Annotated in this window: 21 protein-coding genes; 8 read left to right on the forward strand and 13 right to left on the reverse strand. The window is 66.3% G+C overall.

What is annotated here, in order from left to right; genetic code table 11:
- Nucleotides 1-38 precede the first annotated feature (38 nt).
- A complete protein-coding gene (locus B2585_RS12145; protein ID WP_339717759.1) occupies nucleotides 39-629 on the forward strand; it encodes an arylesterase in 591 nt (196 codons plus the stop codon).
- 3 nt (nucleotides 630-632) lie between these two features.
- Here the strand turns inward: B2585_RS12145 and B2585_RS12150 are convergent, their stop codons facing one another.
- Nucleotides 633-1433 carry a DUF4198 domain-containing protein gene (locus B2585_RS12150; RefSeq protein WP_292023410.1) on the reverse strand — a complete coding sequence of 267 codons (801 nt, stop codon included), beginning with the start codon at nucleotides 1431-1433 and terminating at the stop codon, nucleotides 633-635.
- Nucleotides 1434-1476: 43 nt separating this feature from the next.
- On the opposite strand from B2585_RS12150, the gene B2585_RS12155 reads away from it, so the two are divergent.
- Together B2585_RS12155 and B2585_RS12160 are read left to right on the forward strand one after the other, a co-directional pair.
- Nucleotides 1477-2616: a HupE/UreJ family protein gene (locus B2585_RS12155; protein ID WP_292023411.1), complete on the forward strand. Its 1140-nt coding sequence runs from the start codon at nucleotides 1477-1479 to the stop codon at nucleotides 2614-2616.
- Nucleotides 2617-2868: 252 nt separating this feature from the next.
- On the forward strand, nucleotides 2869-3483 hold the full coding sequence (locus B2585_RS12160) for a helix-turn-helix transcriptional regulator (protein WP_292023413.1): 615 nt from the start codon (nucleotides 2869-2871) through the stop codon (nucleotides 3481-3483).
- 1 nt (nucleotide 3484) lies between these two features.
- Here B2585_RS12160 and B2585_RS12165 read toward each other — a convergent pair whose 3' ends face one another.
- Together B2585_RS12165 and B2585_RS12170 are read right to left on the reverse strand one after the other, a co-directional pair.
- Nucleotides 3485-4132, reverse strand: a complete 648-nt coding sequence (locus B2585_RS12165; protein ID WP_292023415.1) for a response regulator transcription factor — start codon at nucleotides 4130-4132, stop codon at nucleotides 3485-3487.
- Nucleotides 4129-6342: a sensor histidine kinase gene (locus B2585_RS12170; protein ID WP_292023417.1), complete on the reverse strand. Its 2214-nt coding sequence runs from the start codon at nucleotides 6340-6342 to the stop codon at nucleotides 4129-4131. Before B2585_RS12170 ends, B2585_RS12165 begins: the two co-directional genes overlap by 4 nt.
- Nucleotides 6343-6493: 151 nt before the next feature.
- Between B2585_RS12170 and B2585_RS12175 the strand changes: the two genes are divergently transcribed.
- Both B2585_RS12175 and B2585_RS12180 read left to right on the forward strand, forming a co-directional pair.
- On the forward strand, nucleotides 6494-7150 hold the full coding sequence (locus B2585_RS12175) for a hypothetical protein (protein WP_292023419.1): 657 nt from the start codon (nucleotides 6494-6496) through the stop codon (nucleotides 7148-7150).
- 76 nt (nucleotides 7151-7226) lie between these two features.
- Nucleotides 7227-7868 carry a hypothetical protein gene (locus tag B2585_RS12180; protein ID WP_292023421.1) on the forward strand — a complete coding sequence of 214 codons (642 nt, stop codon included), beginning with the start codon at nucleotides 7227-7229 and terminating at the stop codon, nucleotides 7866-7868.
- 224 nt (nucleotides 7869-8092) lie between these two features.
- Here the strand turns inward: B2585_RS12180 and B2585_RS12185 are convergent, their stop codons facing one another.
- The 3 genes from B2585_RS12185 to B2585_RS12195 form a co-directional block, all read right to left on the reverse strand.
- Nucleotides 8093-11869: a translocation/assembly module TamB domain-containing protein gene (locus B2585_RS12185; protein WP_292023424.1), complete on the reverse strand. Its 3777-nt coding sequence runs from the start codon at nucleotides 11867-11869 to the stop codon at nucleotides 8093-8095.
- Between the two features lie 2 nt (nucleotides 11870-11871).
- Complete coding sequence (locus B2585_RS12190) at nucleotides 11872-13656, reverse strand: autotransporter assembly complex protein TamA (RefSeq protein WP_292023426.1); 1785 nt, start codon at nucleotides 13654-13656, stop codon at nucleotides 11872-11874.
- A gap of 193 nt (nucleotides 13657-13849) precedes the next feature.
- Complete coding sequence (locus tag B2585_RS12195; protein WP_292023428.1) at nucleotides 13850-14257, reverse strand: MerR family transcriptional regulator; 408 nt, start codon at nucleotides 14255-14257, stop codon at nucleotides 13850-13852.
- A gap of 64 nt (nucleotides 14258-14321) precedes the next feature.
- On the opposite strand from B2585_RS12195, the gene B2585_RS12200 reads away from it, so the two are divergent.
- Nucleotides 14322-15242: a cation diffusion facilitator family transporter gene (locus tag B2585_RS12200; RefSeq protein ID WP_292023430.1), complete on the forward strand. Its 921-nt coding sequence runs from the start codon at nucleotides 14322-14324 to the stop codon at nucleotides 15240-15242.
- An 8-nt stretch (nucleotides 15243-15250) separates the two neighbouring features.
- Here the strand turns inward: B2585_RS12200 and B2585_RS12205 are convergent, their stop codons facing one another.
- The 6 genes from B2585_RS12205 to B2585_RS12230 form a co-directional block, all read right to left on the reverse strand.
- A complete protein-coding gene (locus B2585_RS12205; protein ID WP_292023432.1) occupies nucleotides 15251-15940 on the reverse strand; it encodes a helix-turn-helix transcriptional regulator in 690 nt (229 codons plus the stop codon).
- Nucleotides 15940-16302 carry a VOC family protein gene (locus tag B2585_RS12210; RefSeq protein ID WP_292023434.1) on the reverse strand — a complete coding sequence of 121 codons (363 nt, stop codon included), beginning with the start codon at nucleotides 16300-16302 and terminating at the stop codon, nucleotides 15940-15942. Before B2585_RS12210 ends, B2585_RS12205 begins: the two co-directional genes overlap by 1 nt.
- Nucleotides 16303-16363: 61 nt before the next feature.
- Nucleotides 16364-17128: a hydroxypyruvate isomerase family protein gene (locus B2585_RS12215; protein ID WP_292023436.1), complete on the reverse strand. Its 765-nt coding sequence runs from the start codon at nucleotides 17126-17128 to the stop codon at nucleotides 16364-16366.
- Nucleotides 17129-17234: 106 nt separating this feature from the next.
- Entirely contained in the window at nucleotides 17235-17867 is a 633-nt protein-coding gene (locus tag B2585_RS12220) for an OmpA family protein (protein WP_292023438.1), read from the reverse strand.
- Between the two features lie 109 nt (nucleotides 17868-17976).
- Nucleotides 17977-18846 (reverse strand): methylated-DNA--[protein]-cysteine S-methyltransferase, encoded by an 870-nt coding sequence (locus B2585_RS12225; RefSeq protein ID WP_292023440.1) that lies wholly within the window; start codon nucleotides 18844-18846, stop codon nucleotides 17977-17979.
- Nucleotides 18847-18960: 114 nt separating this feature from the next.
- Nucleotides 18961-19593, reverse strand: coding sequence for a Hint domain-containing protein (locus B2585_RS12230; protein WP_292023443.1), 633 nt, complete (start codon nucleotides 19591-19593; stop codon nucleotides 18961-18963).
- A gap of 109 nt (nucleotides 19594-19702) precedes the next feature.
- On the opposite strand from B2585_RS12230, the gene nth reads away from it, so the two are divergent.
- Nucleotides 19703-20347: an endonuclease III gene (gene nth, locus B2585_RS12235; protein ID WP_292023445.1), complete on the forward strand. Its 645-nt coding sequence runs from the start codon at nucleotides 19703-19705 to the stop codon at nucleotides 20345-20347.
- Entirely contained in the window at nucleotides 20344-21333 is a 990-nt protein-coding gene (locus tag B2585_RS12240; RefSeq protein ID WP_292023447.1) for an adenosine kinase, read from the forward strand. The genes nth and B2585_RS12240 overlap by 4 nt, the downstream gene beginning before the upstream one ends.
- A 241-nt stretch (nucleotides 21334-21574) precedes the next feature.
- Here B2585_RS12240 and B2585_RS12245 read toward each other — a convergent pair whose 3' ends face one another.
- Nucleotides 21575-23926, reverse strand: coding sequence for an aldehyde dehydrogenase family protein (locus tag B2585_RS12245; protein ID WP_292023449.1), 2352 nt, complete (start codon nucleotides 23924-23926; stop codon nucleotides 21575-21577).
- Between the last annotated feature and the right edge of the window lies 1 nt (nucleotide 23927).

A 23927-nucleotide genomic window follows, 5' to 3' on the forward strand; every position in this document is an offset into this window, starting at 1 on the left:
AGTCTTTGTTGATATTCCCTTTCCTTGGCCTGCCCGCCATGGCCGAACCGGTCACGATTCTGGCATTGGGCGACAGCCTGACGCAGGGTTACGGCCTGCCGGAGCAAGCGGGGCTGGTGCCGCAGCTCGAAGGATGGTTGCGGGCGCGCGGGGCGGACGTGGACGTGGTGAACGCGGGCGTGTCCGGCGATACGACCGCCGGGGGCCTCAGCCGGGTCGACTGGTCACTGACCGACGAGGTGGACGGGGTAATCGTGGCGCTTGGGGGCAACGACCTGTTGCGCGGGTTGCCGATCAACAACGTCGAGTCGAACCTTGAAAAGATCATCGCCAAGATCAAGGCGCAGAACCTGCCCATCCTGCTGGTGGGCTACCGGGCGACGGCGAATTATGGCCCCGAGTACAAGGCCGCCTTCGACGAGATGTATCCCCGGATCGCGGCCCGCCATGACCTTGTCTTCTTTCCCTATGTCTTCCGGGGCATGGCGCAGGCCGAGGCGGCCGGACAGGTCACGCGCGGTCAGGTGTTTCAACCGGACGGCATCCATCCGAACGCGACCGGCGTGAAGCTCAACGTCGCGGCGATGGGGCCTTCCGTTCTGGAACTGGTCGAGAAGGCGAAACCCTGACGTTCAGGGCATCCGGAAGGTGAGGTTCGCCCAGGCAGAATGCCAGGCCGGCCCGGCTTCGGGGTCATCGTTGCCCGTGTCCTCCATCACGACGGCATCCACCATGTATTCCGTGCCGGAGGCGACGGGGATCGTCGCCTCGCCCGCGTCGTCGGTGCGATAGAAGGACTGCGTCACTGTGCCCTCGGTATCGCGGGCGAAAACCTCAACCTGCGCGTCGATGCGCGGCGCGCCGTCGTAAAGCACACGCACGGGCAGCCCACCCGACAGGTCATCGGTGTAGGGGTTGGCGAGGGCCACGATCTCAGTCTTGAGCCCCACCGGCGCGTCCGCGCCTTCGCCGTTACCGACCGCGACGAGCGACTTGGCGTAGCGGGTGTAGGCCTCGCGAAAGTCCAGTTCGGGCAGACCCCGGTCCGCGTGACGCGCCAGAACGTCGCCCAGATCCTTGTGCGCCACGAAATCCTCGAACAGGTCGCGGGTCTTGTATTTCAGGCTGTCCCCCTTCGTCTCGTGCACGATGACGGCAAGCCCCTCGTCCGGGGCCGCGAAGGTCATCGCGGGCATGTCACCGAGCCGCCCCTCGACAGTCTGAACGGTTTCGCCCATCTTCACCTCGAACCGCGCGAAGCGGTCGGGAAAATAGGTCTGGCGCGAGCCCTCAAAGTCCTGTCCGACCCGCAGATCCGCGACGATGGGTTCGCCCGGCTCTACCTCGTAGGCCTGCGGTGAGATCCAGAATTCGTGGGCGACAGCCGCGCGGGCGAGGCAGAGGCAGGCGAGGAGGAGGGCAGTGAAGCGCATGGGATATCCGTTGATTTCGTGGACAGTCAGGGTGGCAGAGCACTTGGCCAAGTCAACCGCGCGGGCCTTGGTTGTCGCCATTGTGATGCTCACCACGACGCTTGCCGCCGCTGCCCATGAAATGTCGCCAGCGGTGGCCGATATCACGGTAAGCGAGACCCGTGTGGAACTGTCGATCATCCTTCAGGGCGAGGCGATCGTGGCGGGGATCGACCTGTCGTCCATCACGGACACCAACAACTCGCCCCGTGCCGATGCCTATGACGCCCTGCGCGACCTGCCGCCGGACGACTTTGCCGAGCGGTTCCGCGAAGACTGGCCGGAGCTGTCGGAGGGGGTTCGCCTGATGGCAGGCGATACCGCGCTCGACTCGACGCTGGACGAGGTGGGCACGGCGGAGGCGATGAGCGAGGATCTTCCCCGTGAGACGCGGATCGTGGTCTCAGCCGCCCTGCCCGATGACGGGAGCGATGTGACCTTCGGCTGGGCGTCGGACTACGGCCCCGTCATCCTGCGCCAGATCGCGCCGGACCTGCCCGAGGGCGAGGAGGCCTATTCCGCCTTTCTCGGCCCCGGTCAGACCTCGGCGCCGTTGCCGCGCGTCGGGAGCATGCAACTGGGGTGGGTCGAGAGCTTTGTCGATTACGTCGGGCTCGGCTTCACCCATATCCTGCCCAAGGGGCTGGACCATATCCTGTTCGTGCTGGGGCTTTTCTTCTTTTCGCTCCAGATGCGTCCCCTGCTCTATCAGGTCACGTCCTTCACGGTCGCCCACACGATCACGCTGGCGCTCGCGGCGCTCGGGATCGTGACGGTGCCGGTCGCCGTGGTCGAACCGCTCATCGCCCTCTCAATCGCCTATGTCGCCGTGGAGAACATCCTGCGGCCCAAACTGTCGCGCGTCCGGCTCGCCGTGGTCTTCGGCTTCGGCCTGCTGCACGGACTTGGCTTCGCGTCTGTGCTGGGGGAGATCGGGCTGAGCCCGGGTCACTTCATCTCCAGCCTGATCGCCTTCAACATCGGCGTCGAGCTGGGCCAGCTCACGGTCATCGCGGTCGCCTTCTTCGCCATCGCGTTCTGGTTCGGTCAGCGCCCGTGGTATCGGCAGCGCGTCGTCATTCCCGCCTCGCTCGCGATCGGCGCGATGGGGTTGTGGTGGACGGTCGAGCGAGTGATTCTCTGAAAAATATACTGCGGATAACCAGACGGTAAGGTTTCCCTTACCTTTTTCCATATTTGAATTGGCAAATAACTTTGCAATTTGGGAACGGTCCGAACCGAGGCAAAAAATCCGAAGTTTTTAAGGCCTTCCCACGCTGGCTGGTCGAGTATTTTTATCCTTATTGATAGGTTCCGGCCCCCTGCGTCTTGTGTAATTGCTCGTTTAATAGGGACGCGCCGTCTGATTACTTGGCGTGGCAAAAGGGGGCAGTTTGTGAAGGTTTTCGTCGCCAGTACTACGGCGAGCGTCCTGGACGCTGTTGCGGGAGCACGTTGTGGCGACGAGGTGATTTCCGTGGCCGGGGAGCCGGATCTGCACCGCGTCGAACGTCACATACGCTCCAATGGGCAGGATATCGACGCCATCCTGCTTCACGTTCCCGACACCGACTCTCCGGACTTCAAGACGGCCATGGCGATCATCGCGCGGCTTGACGCGGCGCCGGTGTGCGTCATCCTTCCGCGCCGCGCTTCGACCGGCCAGGTGCGCCGCTGCTATGTCATGGGTGCAGCGGCGACGCTGTGTGAAGAGGACCTTCCGGAGACAGTGGGGCATATCCTGTGCCTCATGACCACCGGGGCCCATGTGGCCGTGTTCGGCGACGGGCTGATCCAGCCTCCGCCGACCGATCTGGGAAAGCTCTCGGAGCGGGAGTTGCAGGTGCTGGAGGGCATCTGCCGTGGTCACCAGAACAAGGAAATCGCGCACGGCTTCGAGATCAAGGAAGTCACGGTGAAGATGCACGTCCGCGCCATCATCCGCAAACTCAACGCGAAGAACCGCACCCATGCTGCGATGATCGCGCGCGACCTCGGCCTTGTCGGCTGAGTCAGGTGCCGCGCGGCTGTGAAAGGCCCATACGGGTGGCGTGCCACGCGGCCTCGGCCCGCGATGAAATCCCCAGCTTTCGGTAGATCGTCTTGATGTAGCCGGCCACCGTGCTTTCGGCGAGGCCAAGCTCGGCGGCGACCTCGGCGTTGCGCAGCCCGCGCGAGATGAGCGCGAGGACGTCGGACTCGCGCTCCGTGAGTTTGCCCTCGTCATTGACCGCAGGCCCTGTGCGCGAGAAGTGCCCCATGATCCGGCGGGCGATGGCGGGCGACAGCGCCGGTATGCCGTGGCTGATCTGGCGCAACTGGGCGACCATCTGTTCGAGCGTCTGATCTTTCTGGAGATAGCCGTCCGCACCGGCCGACAGGGCCGACACGACCGACACGTCGTCGCCCATGATCGTGGTCACGACCGCGATGGACTGCGGCGACACGGATTTGAGCTTGCGCAGCACCTCGAGCCCCGAGCCATCGGGAAGGCCAAGGTCGATCAGGGCGAGATCGGGCACCTGCCGGTCGAGCGCCAGATTGGCGGTGGCGACCGTCGCCACCTCGGTCAACGCGATGTCAGGAAAGGCCTGCCGGGCGATGTCGCACAGCCATGCCCGCGTCTCCTGCACATCTTCGAGGATCAGGGCCTGTTTCATTGCGCCGCCTCCGGAATGTCGTCGGCCATGCCGATTTCGATCAGCGGCAGTTCGACGTGAAAGAGCGTGCCGGGCCGCTCTGCGTCGTCGCGGGCCGGTCCGATGTTCAGGCGACCGCCGAGGGCCGAGACCCGGACCTGCATGTTGCGCATCCCCTGCCCCACATCCGTCACCTCGCCCATGTCGAAGCCGCGACCGTCATCGCGCACGTCGACAAGCGCCGTGTCACCCGAAACGGTGAAATACACACCAACGGTCGAGGCATCCGAATGGCGCACGGCGTTGTTCACCGCTTCGCGCAGGACCGAACGCAGCGTATGCGCCATGCGCGGGCTGAGGCTGTAGCCGGACAGGTCGGCCCCGAGCGGCCAGTCGACCGCGATTTCCGCGCCTTCCAGCACCCCGGTCAGTTCAAGACGCAGATCGGCGATCAGGTTGCCGAGGTCCAGTCCCGGCCCGGTCTGGTTGTCGATGATCTCCCGCAGGTCGGCGAGCGTTTCGCGGATCAGAACGTCCTTGCGCCCGGCGTCCTTGGAATGCAGCGCACCGAGGAGCTGGATACCGATGTTGTCGTGAATGTCGCGCGCGATCCGCGTGCGTTCCTCGGACGCGCCCGTCTCGTATGCCTCGCGGCCCTCGATGAGCTGGGCGAGCAGACCGACCAATTCCTCGGCCCGCTGGACATCGACATCGGTGAAAAGCCGGCGCCCGCCCCGCCCCCATTTAAGGCGTCGGGACGCGATCGGTGGGATGGGGGGCAGAACAAGGTCGACGCCCTCGGCCTCGAGCGCGGCGTGTTGAACGACCTCCGGTCCGGGCTCGACCGCCAGCGGCTCGAACATGCCTTGCAGGAGGTCGTCCCAGGCGGCCTGCATCTGGGCAGCGTCCTTGGTCATCGCCACGCGCGAGACGTCGCGGAAATAGCGCTCCAGCGGTTTCTGACCCCGCCAACGGGCAAGACGGCGGGCCAGCCCGTCACGCAGCGGCAGGTAGAGGAAGGCGACGAGGAAGAGCGACACGCCCAGGGCCGGAGCCCTGTCGAGCGCCAGGCCATAGATGAGCACGGCGTCCAGCGCGATCAGCAAGAGCGCGCCGGCGGCGAAGAACAGGATGCGGAACGACCAGATTTCCAGGTTGAAGATCCGGTGGCGGCGCACGGCGAGCGCGAGGCCGATGAAGCAGATGAGGAACAGCCCGAAGGCGTAGCTCTGCGACAGCTGCGCGGGCAGACCCAGCACGGCGGGAACCGTGATGAGGCCCACGAAGCTCCCCGCGCCGATCAGGATGGACAGGCCGAAGAGGCGAAGTGCCGCGCGCGCCGGGAGGTCCTTGGAACGCCGGGCTCGCCAGAACTGGGTCAGGATGAGCCCGACGAGGACCAGCATCGCCACGGCAATGGGCAGCTGAAAGGCCGCGACATAATCCGGGATGAGCCGGGTGACGGCCCCGGCAAACCAGGCATAGATCACGCCGGCCTGAAACAGCGCGAGCCAGCGGGGGCCGATCTGCGCGGGATAGCCAAGAAACAGCCCGATCATACCCGCGCCGAAGGTCAGCGAGCCGAGCAGGTTGAGCGGCGCGAGCCACTGATAGGCGTCCAGAGGCAACGCAATCTCACGGGTCGAATAGACCGAGGCCGCGGTCGCGGAAATGGCGAGGCCCAGCCCGGTGAGCATGACGAAGGCCTGCGGACGGCCCGACGGCGCGAGCGACCAGATCCAGGCGCCCACGAACATGCCGGACAGGCCGACGAAGACTTGCAGCCAGAACACGCCAGGCAGGTCCGTCAGGGGCCGCCGCGCGTCGGGCGCCACGGTAACGTCGCGTGTCACCCCCTCCGCCCCCACAAGGGTCAGGGTCACGGGACCGGTGCGCAGCGCCGCCGCGATCATTGCCTGGTCGGCCCGGAACGCATCCAGCGTATCGAAATCGGAAAGCTGGTCCGGCTCCTCGATGATCGTGGCCGGCGTTACGGGGACACCTGCGCCCCCCGCCGCCGGGCCGATGGCGGTCAACCGCTCGCCTTCAGCAATCCCGTTGGACGGCCCCTCGCTGCGTTCGACGATGACCGCATCACCGGCATCGTTCAGGCCAAGGTCGAGCCCCAGCCACGGCTGGCTCGTGGCGAGGAGAATGGCACCCGCCGCAATGGCCAGCGCGAGCAGGCCCATCCCGAAGAAAATCTGCACCGGCGCAAATAATCGCACCATTTGTCCCAATCCCTCTGCTATCGCGATACTGTCGGGAACGCCGACCGCGAGAAACCCCTGAAACCGGGGGTCACCCCCCGGAACCGGGGGGAGACAAAACGAAACCCACACCCCCATCTACGACAAGCACTTTGAAAAGGGGGTACACCACATGACTATGATCAGAATCGGCATCGCCGTCACGCTCGCAACCACGCTGTCGGGCTGTTTCCTGACGGGGGGCGGCACCGGCATCAGCGGCACCAAGGCGGAATTCGACGCGGCCTTCCTCGACGCCGCCGGGCTTGGCCCGACGACCACGCCGCTCAGCGGCACCGCGACCTACAACGGCGAGATGCAGATCATCACCGTGGACAACGCCGGCCAGTCCGGCTCGATCCGCGGCGCGGTCGAGATGAACGCGAATTTCGCCTCGGCGACCCCGTTTTCGGCCGAAGCGACCAACTTTTCCGGTGAGGTGCGCGGGACCGAGGTGAGCTACTCCGGCACCCTGTCGTCGGGTCAGGCGACCGACAGCTCTCCGATCAACCTGCTGACCACCACCGCGCTTCCCGCCATCGCGGGCGGAGGTGAGGCGAGTGCCATGACGCTCTCCATCGGCGGCACGCTTACCAATGAGGATACGGGCGTGAAAAACACGCTCAATCCCGGCTCCACGATGAACGGCAACTTCTTCGGCAACGACGGAAAGGCCGTCGGGGGTGCCGTCGGCTGGTCTGTGGCGGTGGACGGCGGCACCTCGGCGATCACCGGGACGGGCACCGGCACCAACGGCGCCGTCGGTGGCCAGTGGTACGGCGAAAAATAAACGCCCGAACACACGGGACAAACGACAGCCGGGCGGATACCCTTCGCCCGGCTTGCTTTTTTCCGGGGGATTCCAAATGACCATTCAGTTTCGCGCGCACGTTCTCGCGTTGCCGCTGATCTGCGCTGCGCTGTCAGGCTGCGCCACGATCAAGTTCGATCCGAACACGACCACCGAGGCCCAGTTCGACACGGTCTTCGCCACCAACAACGCGCTCGCGCGTTCGGCCGCGCCGCTGTTCGGCAGCGCAAGTTACGAAGGCGAGGTTCAGGTGGATACGATGGCCGGAGGGGTCAAGACCGGCTCGATCCGCGGCGGGCTTGTCATGGATGTGAGTTTTGCGAGCACTGAGCCTTTCACCGCGACCGCCGGCGGGTTCGCAGGCGACATCAACGGCAAGCGCGTAACCTTCTCCGGGAATATCTCGAGCGAGGACGCCCCGGGGCTGATCCCGCTAAACACCCTGATCCGCACGGGCTTTGACAACACCGGAATGTGGGTCACGATGGGCGGCACGTTGACCAATGACGACACGGGCGTGCGCAATCGCCTGCGGGCCGGGTCGCGGCTGACCGGCGAATTTCGCGGCGTGAATGCCCGCGCGATCACCGGGGACACGGAGCTCGTCATCAACCCGCGCAGGGGCACCTCGGCCATCACGGGATCGGCGGACGAAGCGACGGTGACGGGCGAGTTCTACGCCATCGAGACCCCCTGACCTGTTTGACCCCCTGTTCAGGGGGTTCTCAAGTCAGGACACCGGGTCCAGCATGAACCGCAACCGGGTCAAACCCGGCACCGGGGCACTTTAGGCATGAGATCAGTCTGCACCGCGCCAACGCGCGGATGGATTTGACTGGAAGATTTTAGCACGCAAAACGGCGTCTCTGCCGGTCCGGGCGACCTTCCGAAGCCCGGGTCCGGCGGGGACGCTATTTCGTTTCAGTAGTCTTTCTCGAAGTGAATCCCGAGCGAGGTTTCCCCGTTCGTCGCCACGCTCCCGCGCGCGGTCAGGTTCCGGGTCAGGTCGAGGTTGATGTTCACCTCCGCCTCGCCGTCCGCCCCGACCTCCACGCCGGTATAGACGTTCTCGGTGATATAGGTGCCCGCACGCACCGCGACCGCCCCGCCTTCGTTCTGGCCGACATCCAGATCGGCGAGGCCGAAGCCCTCGCGCAGGTTACCGATCACACCGCCTCCGCCACCGGTCAGCGTCGCGACGCCATTGGCCATGCGCAGCGCCTGAAGCGGCGAGATTTCCGCGATGGAGCGGCCGAAGAGGAGCCGGGCGAGGATCTCGTCCTCCGGCAGGTCCGGGGTCGAGGTGAACGAGATTTCGGGGTTCGTCGCCTGACCGTCGAGCCGGATCTGGATCGTGGTGTCATCCACGGTGGTCTGCGCCGTGACGGAGATATAGGGGTCGAAGTTCCCCTCGAGCGTCGCACGCGCCTCGGTCAGGTCGATGCGATTGCCGAGGAGAGACAGCCGGCCCCGGATCAGGCTGAGCCCCCCCTGCGGCACGACATTCGCCGTGGTGCCACGCAGGAGCAGGCGGCCCCCGACCTCGGCATCCAGCCCGCGACCGCGCACGAAGACCTGGTTCGGGGCGTCGATGACGATGTCGAGCGGATAGGCGGGGCCACCGCCCCCGGACGATGTTCCGCCTAGCTTGTCGGCCCGCGCACGGGTCGCCCGGACGGCGGCGGGTTCGTTGATGTGCCGCAGACCTTCAAGGTCGCCCGCGACGCCGAAGCCGCTGGAAGGGATACGGATCTCGACCACGCCCGGGCGGATCGTCCCCGCCACGCGCGCGCCGCCGGTCAGCGGGCCGGTGACGGTCAACTGCCCGTCCACGGTCGTATCGTAGAGCGCCGGGTCGGTCAGGCCCACGCCTTGAAGCCGCACGACAAGATCGGCGTTATAGCCACCTTCGAGCGAGACTGGACCTGCGACCTCGACCCGGCCACCCGACGACACGCCCGCCCCCGCCTCGATCCGGGCGCGACCGTTCTGAAGCAGGATGTTCGCCTGAATCGGGTCGAGCGAAATGGCGGCGGCGGGCACCGACACGCGCGCATCGGACGTCGAGACTGTGCCGGACAAGGATGTAAGCGCGAGCGGGCCATTCAGGCCAAGGTCGAACCGCGCCGTCCCGTCGACACGGTTGGCACCGGTGAAACCGTTGGCGAGTTCCAGCGGGGCCACCCCGTTGATCGACAGGTTCGCGCTGTCACCGCTCCCGGCCACGGTGCCCGCGACGGACACGGTGATGCCATCCGGCCCCTGCCCGTCCACGTCGAGCCGGTAGGCGTCGTCCGTGAGCACCGCCGTCCCCTGCGCCGAGAAGGCGCCCGGCAGTTCGGGGACGAAAATGCCGACATTCGCGAGGCGGGCGTCGAAGTTCACGCGGCTTTGCCCCCCTTCGGAGGTTCCATCGGCGCTCACCGTAAGCTCGGGCGTATCCACATCGAGCTGGTCGACGAAAAGCGTGCCCGCCTCGTCGCGGCGCAGGTTGAACGTCACTTCGCTCGCACCCGCGAACAGCTGATCGGCATCCCCGGCACCGAAGGCGAGGTCCTGCCCCTGCGCGGTGCCGGAAAGGTCGATGGCCTGCGTGCGCAGGTCGCCCGAAACACTGGCCGCAAGGTCGATGGCACCCGAAAGCGACCGGCCCGCGAGGCCCGAGTAGGGCGCGATGCTGTCTGCGGCGGCGGTAAGGCTGGCCGTCACGGGGCCGACCCCGTCGTCGGTCATGGTCGCCGTCGCGGTGAAATCGACCACGACGTTGCCGGGGGCGGTCGCTTCGCCCTCGACCGTCCAGCCGTCGCCCGCCTGAACGGCATCCGCGACGAGCGAGACGTTGCCCTCCAGCCGGTCGTCAAGTCGCCCGGCATCGGGAATGTCGATCTGTGCGTCGATTGTGCTGCCCTCGGAGCGCAGCTCGCCTGTGGCGGACGCGGCAAGCCCCGGCCCGGCAATGGTGAACCGGTTGAGGGCCGTGCGTTCGACGGTCCGGTCGACATCGATCGACAGCCGGCTTTCGCCCGCAAGCAGCGCGTCCACCTGTTCGATACCGATGGAGAGGTCGCGGGTCTCGCCGTCGATCTCGAGGTCGAAGGGCCCGTCCGGGAGCGCAACCTCACCCCTGACCGACAAGGCCGCGCCCCCCGTAAGGTCCTGCCCGGACAGCGGGGCGAAACGGGCGAGCCGGTCGGCGGTCAGTTCGACGTCCATGTCGGCCACGAGGTCGAGTTGCTCCAATTCGGTCCGCAGGGTCACATCGCCGGTCAGGCCGTAATCCTCGCCGGACAGGGCGATATCGGTGAAGTTGAACGGCGTGTTGTCCCCTTTGGCGAAGGTCAGGCTTCCGCCGATCCGGTCTCCGATCGCCGCGGCGAGATCCTCGTCCCCCGGATTGATGCCCGCGAGCGAGAGCGTCACGCTTCCGTCGACGCTGGGCACCGCGTCACCACCGCCGGGCTCCAGCGTTCCGGCCCCCGAGAAGGACAGGCTGTCGAGCGAGATGTCGCCACGTTCCAGCCCGGTGAGGTCGAAGCTCCCGGTCCAGCGTTCGCCACGCAGGCTGTCATAGTCGAAATCGAGGTCGAGCGCGGAAATGCGCGTCGGCTCGCCCGAGGCCGGCAGCGTCGTGGGCGAGCCATCGGCATTGGCCACCCGGCCCGTCAGGTTCACCCGCTCGGGCCAGCCCTTGTCGTTGATCGTGGCATCCCCGCGCAAGTTGAGTGCATCGGTCCGCACGAACAGGTCCTCGACCCGGATCGTGCCGTTGGGGAACCGCGCACCTTCCAGATGGAGCAGACTCTCGCCCCCGAAGAACGGCTGATACTGTTCCTCGAACAGCGGGCGCAGGTCACCCGAGAAATCCGCGTCGACCCGCATGTCGCTCTCGCGGACCCCGTCTTCGCCGGCCTTTTCGGCCCTGATGCGAACCTGCCCCCCAAGGCGGCTTTCGCCATCGGTGCCAAGCATCACATCCGCGGTGAAGTCGTCGAGCGTGTCTTCGCCATCGACCGTCAGCGTCAGGGCCGGTTCGCCGGGAAGATTGGCCAGCTTCGCCACGATGCCGCCCGGGCCTTCATCGAGTGACAGGTCGACCGCCAGAACGTGACTTTCGTTGGAATAGGACGCCGCCAGGTTGAAAGAGCCGCGCTGTCCGTCGATGCGCTCGAGGTCGAGTTGCGCCTCGCCCTGCCCGTCGACCAGATCGCCGGACCCTTCGAGCGTCATTTCCATGCGCTCGCCCAGCACCGGCTCACCGAGGATGAGCCGTTCGGCGGCCAGCCTGTCGATATCCACCGAGACGGGAAGCTCTGGCAGGGTGAAATCCGAGGCCTCGCTCGACGGCCCGTCCCCGCCGCTTTGCGGCAGGCGGACGAGTTCGATGATCTCGGCCGACAACTCCCGCACCTCGACCCGGCGCTGGAGAATGGCGGAGCGGTCCCAGGTCAGGGTCACGCCTTCGAGGCGGAGCCAGACACCGTCGTCATCCGCAAAAGTCATTTCATCCATCGTCGCCTGCCGCGACAGCGCGCCGGAGAAGCCGTTGACAGTGACCTGCATCCCGTCGCTGGACAGGTTGTCCTGAAGGAAATTCTCGAGGACGGACTTGTCCTCTTCTTCCTGTTGCGTTTCGTCCTGCGCAAAGGCCGGCAGGGCGATCCAGGTCAGGAGGGCGAGGAGGGAAAGGAGCCGGGTCATCATCAGAAAGCGTGCCCGATACCGACGTAAAGCTGAACGTTGCGCAACGGATTTGGCGACCGCGCACCGCCCGTGACGGGATAGCCCACGTCGAGCCGGATCGGCCCGAGACCCGTATCGTACCGCAGCCCGACGCCGGCGCCGGAATGCCACGCGGTCGGGCCGCCGAAAAAGCCGTTGGCGCCGAGATAGCCCACGTCGAAGAAGCCCACGACGCCGATCTTTTCGGTCGCTTTCACGCGCAATTCGAACTGGCCGCCGACGAAGGCCTGCCCGCCGATACGGGCGCCACCCGCCGCCGGGAAGCTGAGTGAATCGTACGCCTGCCCCCGCACCGTGCCGCCACCGCCGGAATGGAAGAGAAATTCCGGCTGGGTCTGCGCAGGTGTCGGTCCGATGACCGTGCCAGCCTGCACATGGGCGGCCAGCACGAAGCGGTCATCCTCGCCAAAGCCCTGATAGACGCGGCCGTCCACCGTGCCCCAGACGCCGAAACCGTTGGTCAGCTCATAAAACGGCTCCACGTCGGCACGGACGTAGAACCCGCGCGAGGCGCGAAGGGGGTCGTTGCGCCGGTCCCACTCGATCATCGCCGGGACCTTGAACAGGTTGAAGTTGCGCGTGCCCTGGCTGTCCGTCACGCGGGAGAAGGAATAGCCCAGCCCGACCTCACCCACGAGATCTTCGGAGAAATAGCGCGTGACACCGGCCCCGACTTCGCCGGTCCATGCGGTGAAGGTCGGCTCGCGCACCATCGAGGCTTCGCCCATGACGTAGGCGTCGTTGTCGGTCCCGAAGGCTGCCGGGATGTCGAGGCGGGCGGCGAGTTCGATGTCGAGATTGGCAAGGCTCGGCGTGATGCCGTTGGCCGCCGCATCGAAACGGAACCGCTCGGCCCCGCCCAGCAGGTTGCGATGCATCCAGAAGCCCGAGAGGCCCAGCCCCTGAAGCGAGGAGATTTCCGCCCCGAAGCCAAAGCGGCGCGGCTTCATGTCCGCGACCGTCAGCAGGATGTCCATGTCGTTCGCAGCGCCAAGGGTCTCGTCCTCGCGCAGCACCACCGAGGCGAAAGCGCCGGTGCGCCGCAGGCGGTCCGCCGCGCGCTCCAGTTCGTCGGGAGAGAACACTGTGCCTGTCGGCAGGCCCGCGATGCGCCGGATGCGTTCGGTCCGCACATAGGAGGGCCGCACGACCACGAGGTCGCCGAACTTCACCAGCGGCCCGGGATCGATCCAGACCTGCGCATTGAGCAGCTTGGTGGCGTGGTTGGCCGTGATCTCCTGATCGCGCACTTCAGCCTTGGCGCGCCCGGCGCCGCGCCAGTCCGCAATCGCCGTATCGACCGCTTCGCCCACAGCGGTGGAATAGGCAGGCTCACCCGCGCGGATCTCGTCGATCTTGCGTGTGCCTTGCACGAGCGGCGTGATCTGGGTGCGGCCAAAGTGAAATTGCTGTCCGGGCCGCACGTCGACGGTGATGCGGCGCACGTTGTCAGGGATGTTGAAGTTGGGGATCGCCGCCGCCTCGACCCCGTCGACGCGGATATTGATGACAGCGCCGTAATGCCCTTCGGAATAGAGCGTGTTCAGCAGGCGTTCGTACTCGGCAAGTGACGTGGCCAGAAGGTCACGGGGATCGGTGCGCCCCTCGGCCTCCGCTGCGAGCAGAAGCGACGCGCCGCGTAGCTCGTCGCCGAGCGCTTCTTCGCCCTCGACGTTGAATTGAATATCGTCCAGCGCAACCGCAGGCGACAGGGCCACCAAGGTCGCAGCCAAGACATACGGCATCTGCCGTTTAAGGAAGGATTTCGGCCCCATGACTTTCGCGACCCCCAGGTTCGCGTTGCGCTCGACTTTTTTTGAATCGTAACCGCTCAATCGCGATTGGGCCAGCGCCTTTGACAAACATGTGAGAGTGTGATCGGCCTGCCGCCGATCGGGCGCGCTTCAGGTTCGCCAGGGCTGCCGACACTGAACGGCGTCACCCGTGCTCCGTCTCGCAGGCGTCGTGATCGCCGAACGCCTCGAGGATGTTGCATGTATGCGCCTCCGCCCCGTCGCAGGCCGCCACGATCCGCACCAACTCCGCTTCGAGCCGTCGCAGCCGCGCGACGCGCGCTCGCACGTCGGCGAGGTGCGCTTCGGCAATCGCGTGGGATTTCCCGTGGTCCGCCGGGTCGAGGTCCAGCAAGGCGCGGATCGCGTCGAGGGACAGCCCAAGGTCCCGCCCGTGCCGGATGAACGTCAGGCGGTCGAGTCCCGCGCGTCCATAGCGGCGCTGATTGCCGCCCGTGCGCCCTTCGGCCTCAAGCAGACCGATCCCCTCATAGTACCGGATCGTCGGGACCTTGACCCCGGTGGCCTGAGACAATTCACCGATCGAATACATGAAAAACCCCCTTGAACCTCTAGCGACTAGAGGAATTATGTAGTCGTGGCAGAAGGAGAATGCCATGCCTCACGATCACGCCAAGGGCCACCATCACCACGTCGATCCGGACAGCGGAGACCGCGCCGTCGCCGCAGCGGTCGGCGTCAATGTCGCCCTTACCGTGGCCGAGATCGTCGGCGGTATCCTGTCGGGCTCGGTCGCGTTGATTGCAGATGCGGTGCACAACCTGTCCGACGCCGTGTCGCTCGCCATCGCGTGGGCGGCCCGCCGGATCGGGCGGCGTCCGACGGACGAGACCATGACCTTCGGCTACAAGCGGGCCGAGCTGGTGGCGGCGCTCATCAATCTGACCACCCTCATCATCATCGGTCTTTACCTCGTCTACGAGGCGATCCAGCGGTTCTTCGCACCGGTCGAGATCATCGGTTGGCTGATGATCTGGGTGTCGGTCTTCGCGCTGGTGGTGGACGCGGTCACGGCATGGCTGACCTACCGGCTGTCGAAGGAAAGCGTGAATATTCGCGCGGCTTTTCTGCATAACGTGGCCGATGCGCTCGGCTCGGTCGCGGTCATCATCACGGGCGTGCTGATCGTGCAGTTCGGGTGGAGCTGGGCCGATCCACTGGCGACCCTGCTCATCGCGGGCTACATCCTGTGGATGGCGGTGGGCGAGATCCGGGGCGTCATCAACACGCTCATGCTCGGCACGCCGCCGGGGATCGAACCGGACGCGGTGCTTGAAGCGATGGAAGCGGTGGACGGAGTCGAGAGCGTTCACCACCTGCATGTCTGGCAGATCAGCGAACAGGTGACATCCCTCGAAGCGCATCTGGTCACGCCTGCGACCAGCCTGCCTGAGATCACGCGCATCAAATCCGCGATCCGCGCAATGCTGTCCGACCAGTTCGGCATCGGCCATGTCACGCTCGACACCGAAACGCCGGACCTCGCCTGCGACCATCCCTCCCGGATCGGCGGCTGACCGACGCGTCAGCGCAGCGGGCGGCGGCTTTGAACGGCGAGGAAGGCGGCGAGGTCACGGGTCCGGTCCGGCGCGAACCGGTCCCCGAGGTCGAGCTCCCATATCCGGTCGACACGGAAATTCCGGAAATCCTGTCGCGTTTCGCACCACGCGGCCAGGGTCCAGACCTTGCCCCAGTAAAGCAGCGCGAGGGGGCGCACGGTCCGCTCTGTCCGCGCGCCCGTTTCGTCTTCGTAGGTGATCCGCACCCGCGTCCGGCTTTCGGCGGCGCTCTCTAGTGTGTCGAGCCGCGCCCGGTCCACGGGATCGGCCGCGAGGAACTCCATCGCCTGGATCGGGACCTGGGCCGCGCGCGTCTTGAGGCTGTCGGGCAGGACCGCCTCGATCTTGATCAATGCCTCCTCCGCCGCGCGCGCCATTTCGAGCCCGCCCCACACCCGCGCCATCCGGGCGCCTGCGACCAGCGCCGTCACCTCTTCGCGCGTGAACATGAGGGGCGGCACGTCGTAGCCCGCACGCATGACGTAACCGACCCCGGCCTCGCCCTCGATGGGCACGCCGGAGCCGATCAGGTCCGCCACGTCGCGATAGATCGTCCGCTCGCTGACCTCCAGCCGTTCGGCCAGGCTGCGGGCCGTGGTGAGCCGACCGCCGCGCAGATACTGCACGATCTGAAACAGGCGGTCGGCGCGCCGCATCAGGCGTCCCTGGCCTGAAACAGACCGATCTGATTCCCGTCCGGGTCCAGCGCCATGACGAAACGCCCCGGCGGAATCTCGATCGGGGGGCTCAGAACTTTGCCGCCGGCGGTGCTGACGCGGTCCGCCGCTGCCTCGCAACTGTCGGGCACGGCGAAATGGATGATGTTGCCCGTCGCACTTTCGCCTTCGAAAAGGTTGGCGCCGACGGTGTCGCCCGCCCCGTTCAAAAGCACCATCGGCTGCGGGCCGCTCCTGTCAACGGCGCTCGTCCAGCCGAAGACGGTGTCATAGAACGCGGCAGAGGCTTCGAGGTTCTTAACGGGGATTTCGCCCCAGACGACAATGGGTTGGGTGGTCATGTCAGGTCTCCTTGGGTTGATGACAGAGCCTGTCTAGCACCCCCCAACTGACAGCATCCTGTCAGGAGCCTTTTGCGCTGTCCAGCCAGCCCAGCGTCTTGCGCGTGTCGCCATCGGGCATGTATTCGGCCGAGACCCAGCCCTTGTAGCCGCTCTCATCCAGCATCTCGAAGAAGGCGGGATAGTCGATCTCGCCCGCGTCCGGCGCAGTGCGTCCGGGGGTCTGCGCCACCTGGATGTGGGCCGCGCGTTTGCCGTGCGCTTCCCACACGGCCATGCCGTCGCCGGTAAGCATCTGGGCGTGATACATGTCGAATTGCAGGTTCACGTTCTTCGCCCCGACCTCGTCGAGGATTTCGGCCGCCTGATCGTAATCGTTGAGGAAATATCCCGGCATGTCCTGCGTGTTCAGCGGTTCGATCGTCAGGCTGCGATTCGGTGCCTCGGCGGCGGCCCAGCGCAGGTTCTCGACGAACGTGGTGCGCGCGACGAGGCCCGTGGCCTTGCCCGCCATGACGTGCAGATGCTGAGCACCCAGCGCGTCGGCGAAACGCACGGCCCGCTTGAAGTCATGGCGGAACCGCTCGGTCATACCCGGCACGGCGGCGAAGCCCCGCTCGCCCCCCGCCCAGTTCGGCGGCGGGCAGTTGATGAGCACCATCTTCAGCCCGCCCATCGCCAGCCGCCGGGTCATCTGCGGCACCGCGTCGTCATAGGGAAACAGCGCCTCGACTCCCGTGAAGCCGTGATCCGCCGCCGCCTGAAACCGGTCGAGGAAGGGCAGTTCACGAAAGAGGAGCGAGATATTGGCGGCGAACTTCGGCATGGTCCCTCCCTACCGGCGCGGTGCGCGCGCGCCTAGAGCGAATGGGTCAATGGCATGGAAAAGGGCCGGACGCTGGCCCGGCCCTTTTCGGTCATTTCAAACCCGATCAATTCGGGATGATGAGCACTTCCACCCGGCGGTTCTGCTGACGACCCTCGGCAGAGAGGTTCGAGGCGACAGGTTCGCTGTCGCCCTTGCCGACGGCCTGAAGCCGCGCCGCACCCACGCCATTGGATTGCAGAAGGCCGACGACGGCCTGCGCGCGGCGTTGCGACAGTTGCAGGTTATAGCTCGCCTGCCCGGTGTTGTCCGTGTGGCCAAGCACCTGAACCGTCGAGTTCGGATATTCGCGCAGGTTCTGGGCGAGGGCCGCGAGGTCCGGATAGATCGCCGGAGACACGTCGGAGCTGTCGGTGGCAAACAGGATACCCTGCGGCATCACGACCTTGAGGAAGGAGCCGTTGTTGATGACCTGAATGTTCGAGTTCGAGAAGCTCGAGCGCAGATCGCCCGCCTGCTTGTCCAGCTGGCTGCCGATCAGGCCGCCAACCACGGCGCCGCCAAGCGCACCGACGGCCGCGCTGGCCGCCCGGTTACCCGGGATCGCAGCCCCGGCGAGACCCCCGATGGCCGCCCCTGCGGCAACGCCCGTGCGTTCGCGCTGTCCCATCGTGTCGCAGGCGCTGAGCGCGAGGACCGAGACGAGCGGCAGAACGAGAGCTGGTTTCAAGGATTTCATGTTTGGACCTTTCCCTTGGAATCCGATCTTCGCGCGCACCATAAGCGCCTGTCCTGCGGGGGGAAAGCGGCCCTTTTGGCGGTTCGGCCCGATGGCGGCAAACCGCCGCTCAGACTCCGGCCTCCTCGCGCGCGGATTCCCAGGCCAGGAGCGCCCGCTTGACCGGAAGGCCCCAGTGGTAACCGCCAAGCCCGCCCGATTTCCTCAGTGCGCGGTGACAGGGGATAAGCCAGCTCACCGGGTTGCGCCCGACCGCCGTGCCCACCGCGCGCACCGCCTTTGGGCTACCGATGGCCCCGGCGATCTCGGAATAGGTGGTGACGTGGCCCGTGGGGATCGTAATGAGCGCCTCCCAGACCTTCACCTGAAAGGGCGCGCCGATCATGTGGAGACGCGCCTCGCCAGACTGGTCGAACACGGCCGTCACCTCGGGTGCGAGGGCGGTCGGGTCCTCCACGAACCGCGCCTTGGGCCAGCGCGACAGCATATCGGTCATCGCGGCCTCGGCCCCGGTTTCGGCAGCGAAGGCCAGCCCGCAGATGCCACGGTCGGTCGCCATCACCAGCGCGAGGTCGAAGGGCGAGTCGAACCAGCCCCAGCGGATCGTCAGCCCCTCGCCTCCCTTCGCGAACTCGCCGGGGCTCATCGCCTCCCACGTCAGGAACAGGTCGTGAAGACGTCCGGTGCCGGACAGGCCCAGCGAATGGGCGGTCTCGAGCGTCGTGAACTTGTCACGCAGCAGCCGGCGGGCGTGATCGAGGGTGAGGTATTGCTGATAGCGCTTGGGGCTGACGCCCACCCATTTCGAGAAGAGTCGCTGGAAATGCGCGGGGCTCATGTTCACTTCGGCGGCCAGCGCCTCCAGCGTCATGGGCGCGCCACCCGCCCCGTCGATCGCCTCGATGGCCCGGCGCATGACGTGGTAGTGATAGGCACCCTCGGCCTCGGACGTGGGGGTGGTCATTTCAAGCGCAGTCATGGCTTTCTCCTTCAAAGCCAATCTAGGCGCACGGCGCTTTCGCCGCGACCCGTTTCCTGCGCTTTGACGAGGTCGCCATGAAAGGAACGGGTTGATACGCCGTCAGGGGGGGTGTCAGGCGACGTGCCTGATGATGTCGCGAACGGCATCGGTCTGCCGACCGCGCATGGCCCGCACCTCCCACGCCCGCAGGCAAAGCCGCGCAGCCCGGTCGTGACCGAGGCGAAGCGAGGGTTGCCGCAGGAGGTGCGCCGGGAGGTCGCGCCCGATCGCGCGCAGGGTCGCAGCGTCGAGCAGCAGGGTTTCGGCCCAGAGCCCGTTGGCCTGCACCATGTCATGAACCGGCAGGAGGATATGGGTGTAATGCGCCGCCCCTCCCGCCGCGCCGGTGACATGCACTCCATCGCGCAGATCGCGGATTTCGGCCAAAGCCTCCCCAACCCCCGCGTGCAGTTCCACCATGGCGCCGGACAGAAGCACGCGGTGGGCGGGTGACAACCACGTTGCATGGGTGGGGCATCCATCGCCCAAGGCCCCCTCGGCAATCTCGACCGGCCGCAAGTCGGCGTCCAGGACAACCCCAACCCGGATGCGCCCAAGCCACAGGATCGGCTGGACCCCGTGATCGCGCGTGATGACCCGGTCGCCCGTCGCCAGCCACTCCACCGGCATTTCGCCCTCCGGCGTCATGAGATGCACCCCCGGCCCGAATCCGGGAAGGGCAGCGATCTGTGGGGTGCGGTCCATGTGGCTCTCCTTGGGCCTTTTCGCACCACCGTTCCAGAAATTGTCGAACACGAGGTTAAGACCACGCCCCAATCTTGCACCCCTGCGCGAAACCCCCGATACCTCCGCCATGGCGAAGCAAATGGACTACAACACGATCCGCGAGGTTTTCCGCCGCTTTCACGAAGCGGAACCGGAACCGAAGGGCGAACTCGAACACGTCAACGCCTACACGCTGGTCGTCGCGGTGGCGCTCTCGGCGCAGGCGACGGATGCCGGCGTGAACAAGGCGACGCGCAGCCTGTTCAAGGTCGCCGACACGCCGGAAAAGATGCTCGAGCTCGGTGAAGAGGGCCTGACCGAGCATATCAAGACCATCGGGCTGTTTCGCCAGAAGGCCAAGAATGTCATCAAGCTGAGCCGCATTCTCGTCGACCAGTACGGCGGCGAGGTGCCCAACAGCCGCGCGGCGCTCCAGTCCCTGCCGGGCGTGGGGCGCAAGACCGCGAATGTCGTTCTGAACATGTGGTGGCGCTATCCGGCGCAAGCCGTGGACACCCATATCTTCCGCGTCGGAAACCGCACCGGGATCTGCCCGGGCAAGGACGTGGTCGCAGTCGAACGCGCGATCGAGGACAACGTGCCGGCGGACTACCAGATGCACGCCCACCACTGGCTCATCCTGCATGGGCGCTATACCTGCAAGGCGCGCAAACCGCTCTGCGCCTCCTGTCTCATCCGGGACATCTGCCAATTCGAGGAGAAGAACCTTTGACCAAACGCTTCCAGGTCGTCGGCATCGGCAACGCCATTGTCGACGTCATCACGCAGAACACCGACGATTTCCTCGAACATATGGGGATCGAGAAGGGCATCATGCAGCTTGTCGAAAAGGAACGCGGCGAGACCCTGTATGGCGCGATGGAAGAGCGGGTGCAGGCGCCGGGCGGATCGGTCGCGAACACGCTGGCGGGTCTGGGCAACCTCGGCCTGTCGACCGGGTTCATCGGGCGCGTGCGCGACGACTCGCTGGGTCGGTTCTACGCGCATGAGATGGCCGAAGACGGCACCGCCTTCGTCAACGCACCCGTGGCGGATGGCGAGCTGCCGACCTCGCGCTGCATGATCTTCGTGACGCCGGACGGCGAGCGGTCGATGAACACCTACCTCGGCATCTCCTCGGAAATCTCCGAAGTGGACGTGCCGGAAGAGGCCGCGCGCGATACCGAGGTGATGTTCCTCGAGGGCTACCTCTACGACAAGGACAAGGGCAAGGCGGCCTTCAACCGTGCCGCCGAACTCACCCACGCGGCCGGCGGCAAGGTCGGCATCTCGCTCTCCGACCCGTTCTGCGTCGAGCGCCACCGCGACGACTTCCGCCGGTTCGTGAAGGAAATGGACTTCGTGATTGGCAACGAACACGAGTGGCAGTCACTTTATGAAACCGACCTCTCCGCCGCCCTGGAACAGGCCGCGCAGGAATGCGGGCTTGCGGTCTGCACCCGCTCCGGCTCGGACGTGGTGCTGATGCAGGGAGACCGGGAGGCGACGGTGCCGGTCACGCGGGTCGACCCCGTGGACACGACCGGCGCGGGCGACCAGTTCGCCGCCGGCTTCCTCTACGGCTACGCCACGGGCCGGGATCTCGAAACCTGTGGGCGCATGGGCGTCATCGCGGCGGGCGAGGTGATCAGCCATATCGGCCCGCGCCCCGAGGCCGACCTGAAAGAGCTGTTCCGCAAGAACGGCGTCGCGCTTTAGGTATTTCGCGGCGGGCTGGCGCCCGCCACGACCGACTGGGGGAGGCGCTGCCTCCCCCAGCCCCCCTCCGAGGTTTCTTGAAACGAAGAAGAGGGGCGCGCGTCCTGCTTCTCTGTTTCAGGAAACCTTCAGGGGGTGAGCGCGCAGCGCGAGGGGGGCCGAGGCCCCCCTGCCCGGTCTCAAGACTTGAAAAGGCGGGGCATGGGCGGCCACCGCGACGGGCGAAGCCCGGCGCAAAACCTCACTCGCCGTAGGGCACCCAGACTGTCTTGACCTCGGTCGCCTGTGCGAGGAACTCCCGCCCCTCGCCCTCCGCGCCCATCCAGTCACACCCACGGGCATTGTTCACCCAAGTCCGTTTCAGGTTTCCGGCGCTCTCGTATTCGACGAGCGAGGACAGGTCGGCCCCCGATCCGCTCCAGACCGCATCGACGTTCAGATGCCCTGCAAGCGGCGCGGCCAGCTCCGCATGCGACCCGGTAAGGATATTCACCACCCCGCCTGGCAGATCCGATGTCTCGAGCACCTGATAGAAATCCGTGGCCGCCAGCGGGAAGGGTTCCGAGGCGACGGCGACCACGCGGTTGCCCATCGCGATGGCGGGGGCGACGAGGCTCACGAGGCCGAGGAGCGGGTGTTCGTCGGGGCAGAACTGGCCGATCACGCCGACCGGCTCGTTCATCGCCAGCGCGACGCCACGCAAGGGCACGGGTTTGGCCGCGCCATCGTATTTGTCAGCCCAGGCGGCGTAGGTGAACAGCCGGTCGATGGCGCGCTCCACTTCGGCCTTGCCGCCCTTCGCGCTGGTGAGCGCGTTGATCCGGCCTGCGAATTCATCGGCGCGGGCCGAGAGGTTCTCGCCGATGTAATACAGGATCTGCGCACGGGTATGCCCCGTGGTCTTGCCCCAGCCGGACGCACCGGCCGCCGCCTCGACGGCGTTGCGCACGTCCTTGCGGTTGGCGAGGCTCGCGTGACCCAGAAGGTCGCCGCCCTTCGACCAGACGGGGCGGGAATAGCCGCCGTCGGGCCGGGCCTGCTTGCCACCGATGTAGAGCTTCGCCGTCCGGTCGAGTGCATCGACCTTGGCCCCCTTGGGCGCCGGGAAAGCCGGGACGGGTTTCAGCGTGGCGCTTTTTCCTTTGGGCTTGGTATAGGCCAACAGCCCTTCCCAGCCGCCTTCACGCCCGAACCCGCTTTCGCGGACACCGCCAAAACCGGCTGCCGCGTCGAACATGTTGGTGCCGTTCACCCAGACGACGCCGGCGGCCAGCTTGGGCGCCACGTCGAGCGCAAGGTTCACGTTCTCGGACCACAGCGTCGCGGCGAGCCCGTAGCGGGTGTTGTTGGCAAGTGCCACCGCCTCCTCCGGTGTCCGGAAGGTGGTGGAGACGAGGACCGGGCCGAAGATCTCCTCCTGCATCAGCCGCGCGGCGGGCGACATGCCGGTGATGAGCGTGGGCGGGTAGTAGCACCCGGTCGCAGGCATCTCGGTTGGGGCCTGAAAGACCTCGCCTTCGCCCGCGCCTTCGTTCACCAGCTTCGTCACCCGCGCGTGCTGCACGGGATCGACCAGCGCGCCCACATCGATGCTCTTGTCGAGCGGATCGCCCACGCGCAGCTTGGCCATGCGCGCCTTGAGCTTGGCATAGAACCGCTCCGCCACCGGTTCATGCACCAACAGCCGCGAGCCTGCGCAGCACACCTGCCCTTGGTTGAACCAGATCGCATCGACCAGCCCTTCGACCGCCGAGTCGAGGTCCGCGTCGTCGAAGACGATGTAGGGCGACTTGCCCCCCAGTTCGAGCGTCAGCGACTTGCCGGTCCCGGCGGTCGCCTGCCGGATGATCCGGCCCACATCGGTCGAGCCGGTGAAGGCGATCTTGTCGATGCCTTCATGGGTCACGATGGCCTCGCCCGTCACACCATCGCCGGTCACGATGTTCACGACGCCCTTCGGCACGCCCGCCTCCTCGCAGATCTCGGCAAAGAGAAGTGCGGTGAGCGAGGTGTATTCGGCAGGCTTCAGGACCACCGTGTTGCCCATCGCGATGGCCGGCGCGATTTTCCACGCGAGCATCAGGAGGGGGAAGTTCCACGGGATGATCTGGCCCGCGACGCCCAGTGCCTCACGGTCGGGCAGCTCCGCATCCTGAAGCTGGGCCATGCCGGCGTGGTAGTAGAAGTGGCGCGCGACAAGCGGAATGTCGATGTCGCGGCTTTCGCGGATCGGCTTGCCGTTGTCGAGCGTTTCGAGCACGGAAAACAGGCGGGCGTGTTTCTGAACGAGGCGAGCGAGGGCATAGAGGATGCGCGCGCGCTGGTGGCCCGACAGCTTGGCCCAGCCCGGTTGCGCTTTTCGCGCAGCCTGAACGGCGCGGTCGACGTCGTCGGCCCCCGCCTGGGTGACCTTGGCCAGAACGTCGCCCGTCGCCGGGTTCTTCGTGTCGAAGGTCTGGCCCGGTTTGGTCCACGCCCCGTCGATGAACAGGCCGAAGGCGCCGTCATGCGCGTCGATCCACGCTCGCGCCTCGGCGGCGCTCTCGGGGGCGGTCCCATAATCCATGGTGTCGAAGATTTCCTTGATGGTCATG

Source organism: Maritimibacter sp. UBA3975 (assembly GCF_002384975.1).
Lineage (GTDB): Bacteria > Pseudomonadota > Alphaproteobacteria > Rhodobacterales > Rhodobacteraceae > Maritimibacter.

Excerpts from the sequence above, each read along its gene's own strand:
- B2585_RS12145 (WP_339717759.1), top strand. The coding sequence starts at position 39 with ATGGCCGAACCGGTCACGATTCTGGCATTGGGCGACAGCCTGACGCAG.
- B2585_RS12150 (WP_292023410.1), bottom strand. The coding sequence starts at position 1,433 with ATGCGCTTCACTGCCCTCCTCCTCGCCTGCCTCTGCCTCGCCCGCGCG.
- B2585_RS12165 (WP_292023415.1), bottom strand. The coding sequence starts at position 4,132 with ATGAAACAGGCCCTGATCCTCGAAGATGTGCAGGAGACGCGGGCATGG.
- B2585_RS12170 (WP_292023417.1), bottom strand. The coding sequence starts at position 6,342 with ATGGTGCGATTATTTGCGCCGGTGCAGATTTTCTTCGGGATGGGCCTG.
- B2585_RS12175 (WP_292023419.1), top strand. The coding sequence starts at position 6,494 with ATGACTATGATCAGAATCGGCATCGCCGTCACGCTCGCAACCACGCTG.
- B2585_RS12180 (WP_292023421.1), top strand. The coding sequence starts at position 7,227 with ATGACCATTCAGTTTCGCGCGCACGTTCTCGCGTTGCCGCTGATCTGC.
- B2585_RS12185 (WP_292023424.1), bottom strand. The coding sequence starts at position 11,869 with ATGACCCGGCTCCTTTCCCTCCTCGCCCTCCTGACCTGGATCGCCCTG.
- B2585_RS12190 (WP_292023426.1), bottom strand. The coding sequence starts at position 13,656 with ATGCCGTATGTCTTGGCTGCGACCTTGGTGGCCCTGTCGCCTGCGGTT.
- B2585_RS12195 (WP_292023428.1), bottom strand. The coding sequence starts at position 14,257 with ATGTATTCGATCGGTGAATTGTCTCAGGCCACCGGGGTCAAGGTCCCG.
- B2585_RS12200 (WP_292023430.1), top strand. The coding sequence starts at position 14,322 with ATGCCTCACGATCACGCCAAGGGCCACCATCACCACGTCGATCCGGAC.
- B2585_RS12205 (WP_292023432.1), bottom strand. The coding sequence starts at position 15,940 with ATGCGGCGCGCCGACCGCCTGTTTCAGATCGTGCAGTATCTGCGCGGC.
- B2585_RS12210 (WP_292023434.1), bottom strand. The coding sequence starts at position 16,302 with ATGACCACCCAACCCATTGTCGTCTGGGGCGAAATCCCCGTTAAGAAC.
- B2585_RS12215 (WP_292023436.1), bottom strand. The coding sequence starts at position 17,128 with ATGCCGAAGTTCGCCGCCAATATCTCGCTCCTCTTTCGTGAACTGCCC.
- B2585_RS12220 (WP_292023438.1), bottom strand. The coding sequence starts at position 17,867 with ATGAAATCCTTGAAACCAGCTCTCGTTCTGCCGCTCGTCTCGGTCCTC.
- B2585_RS12225 (WP_292023440.1), bottom strand. The coding sequence starts at position 18,846 with ATGACTGCGCTTGAAATGACCACCCCCACGTCCGAGGCCGAGGGTGCC.
- B2585_RS12230 (WP_292023443.1), bottom strand. The coding sequence starts at position 19,593 with ATGGACCGCACCCCACAGATCGCTGCCCTTCCCGGATTCGGGCCGGGG.
- nth (WP_292023445.1), top strand. The coding sequence starts at position 19,703 with ATGGCGAAGCAAATGGACTACAACACGATCCGCGAGGTTTTCCGCCGC.
- B2585_RS12245 (WP_292023449.1), bottom strand. The coding sequence starts at position 23,926 with ATGACCATCAAGGAAATCTTCGACACCATGGATTATGGGACCGCCCCC.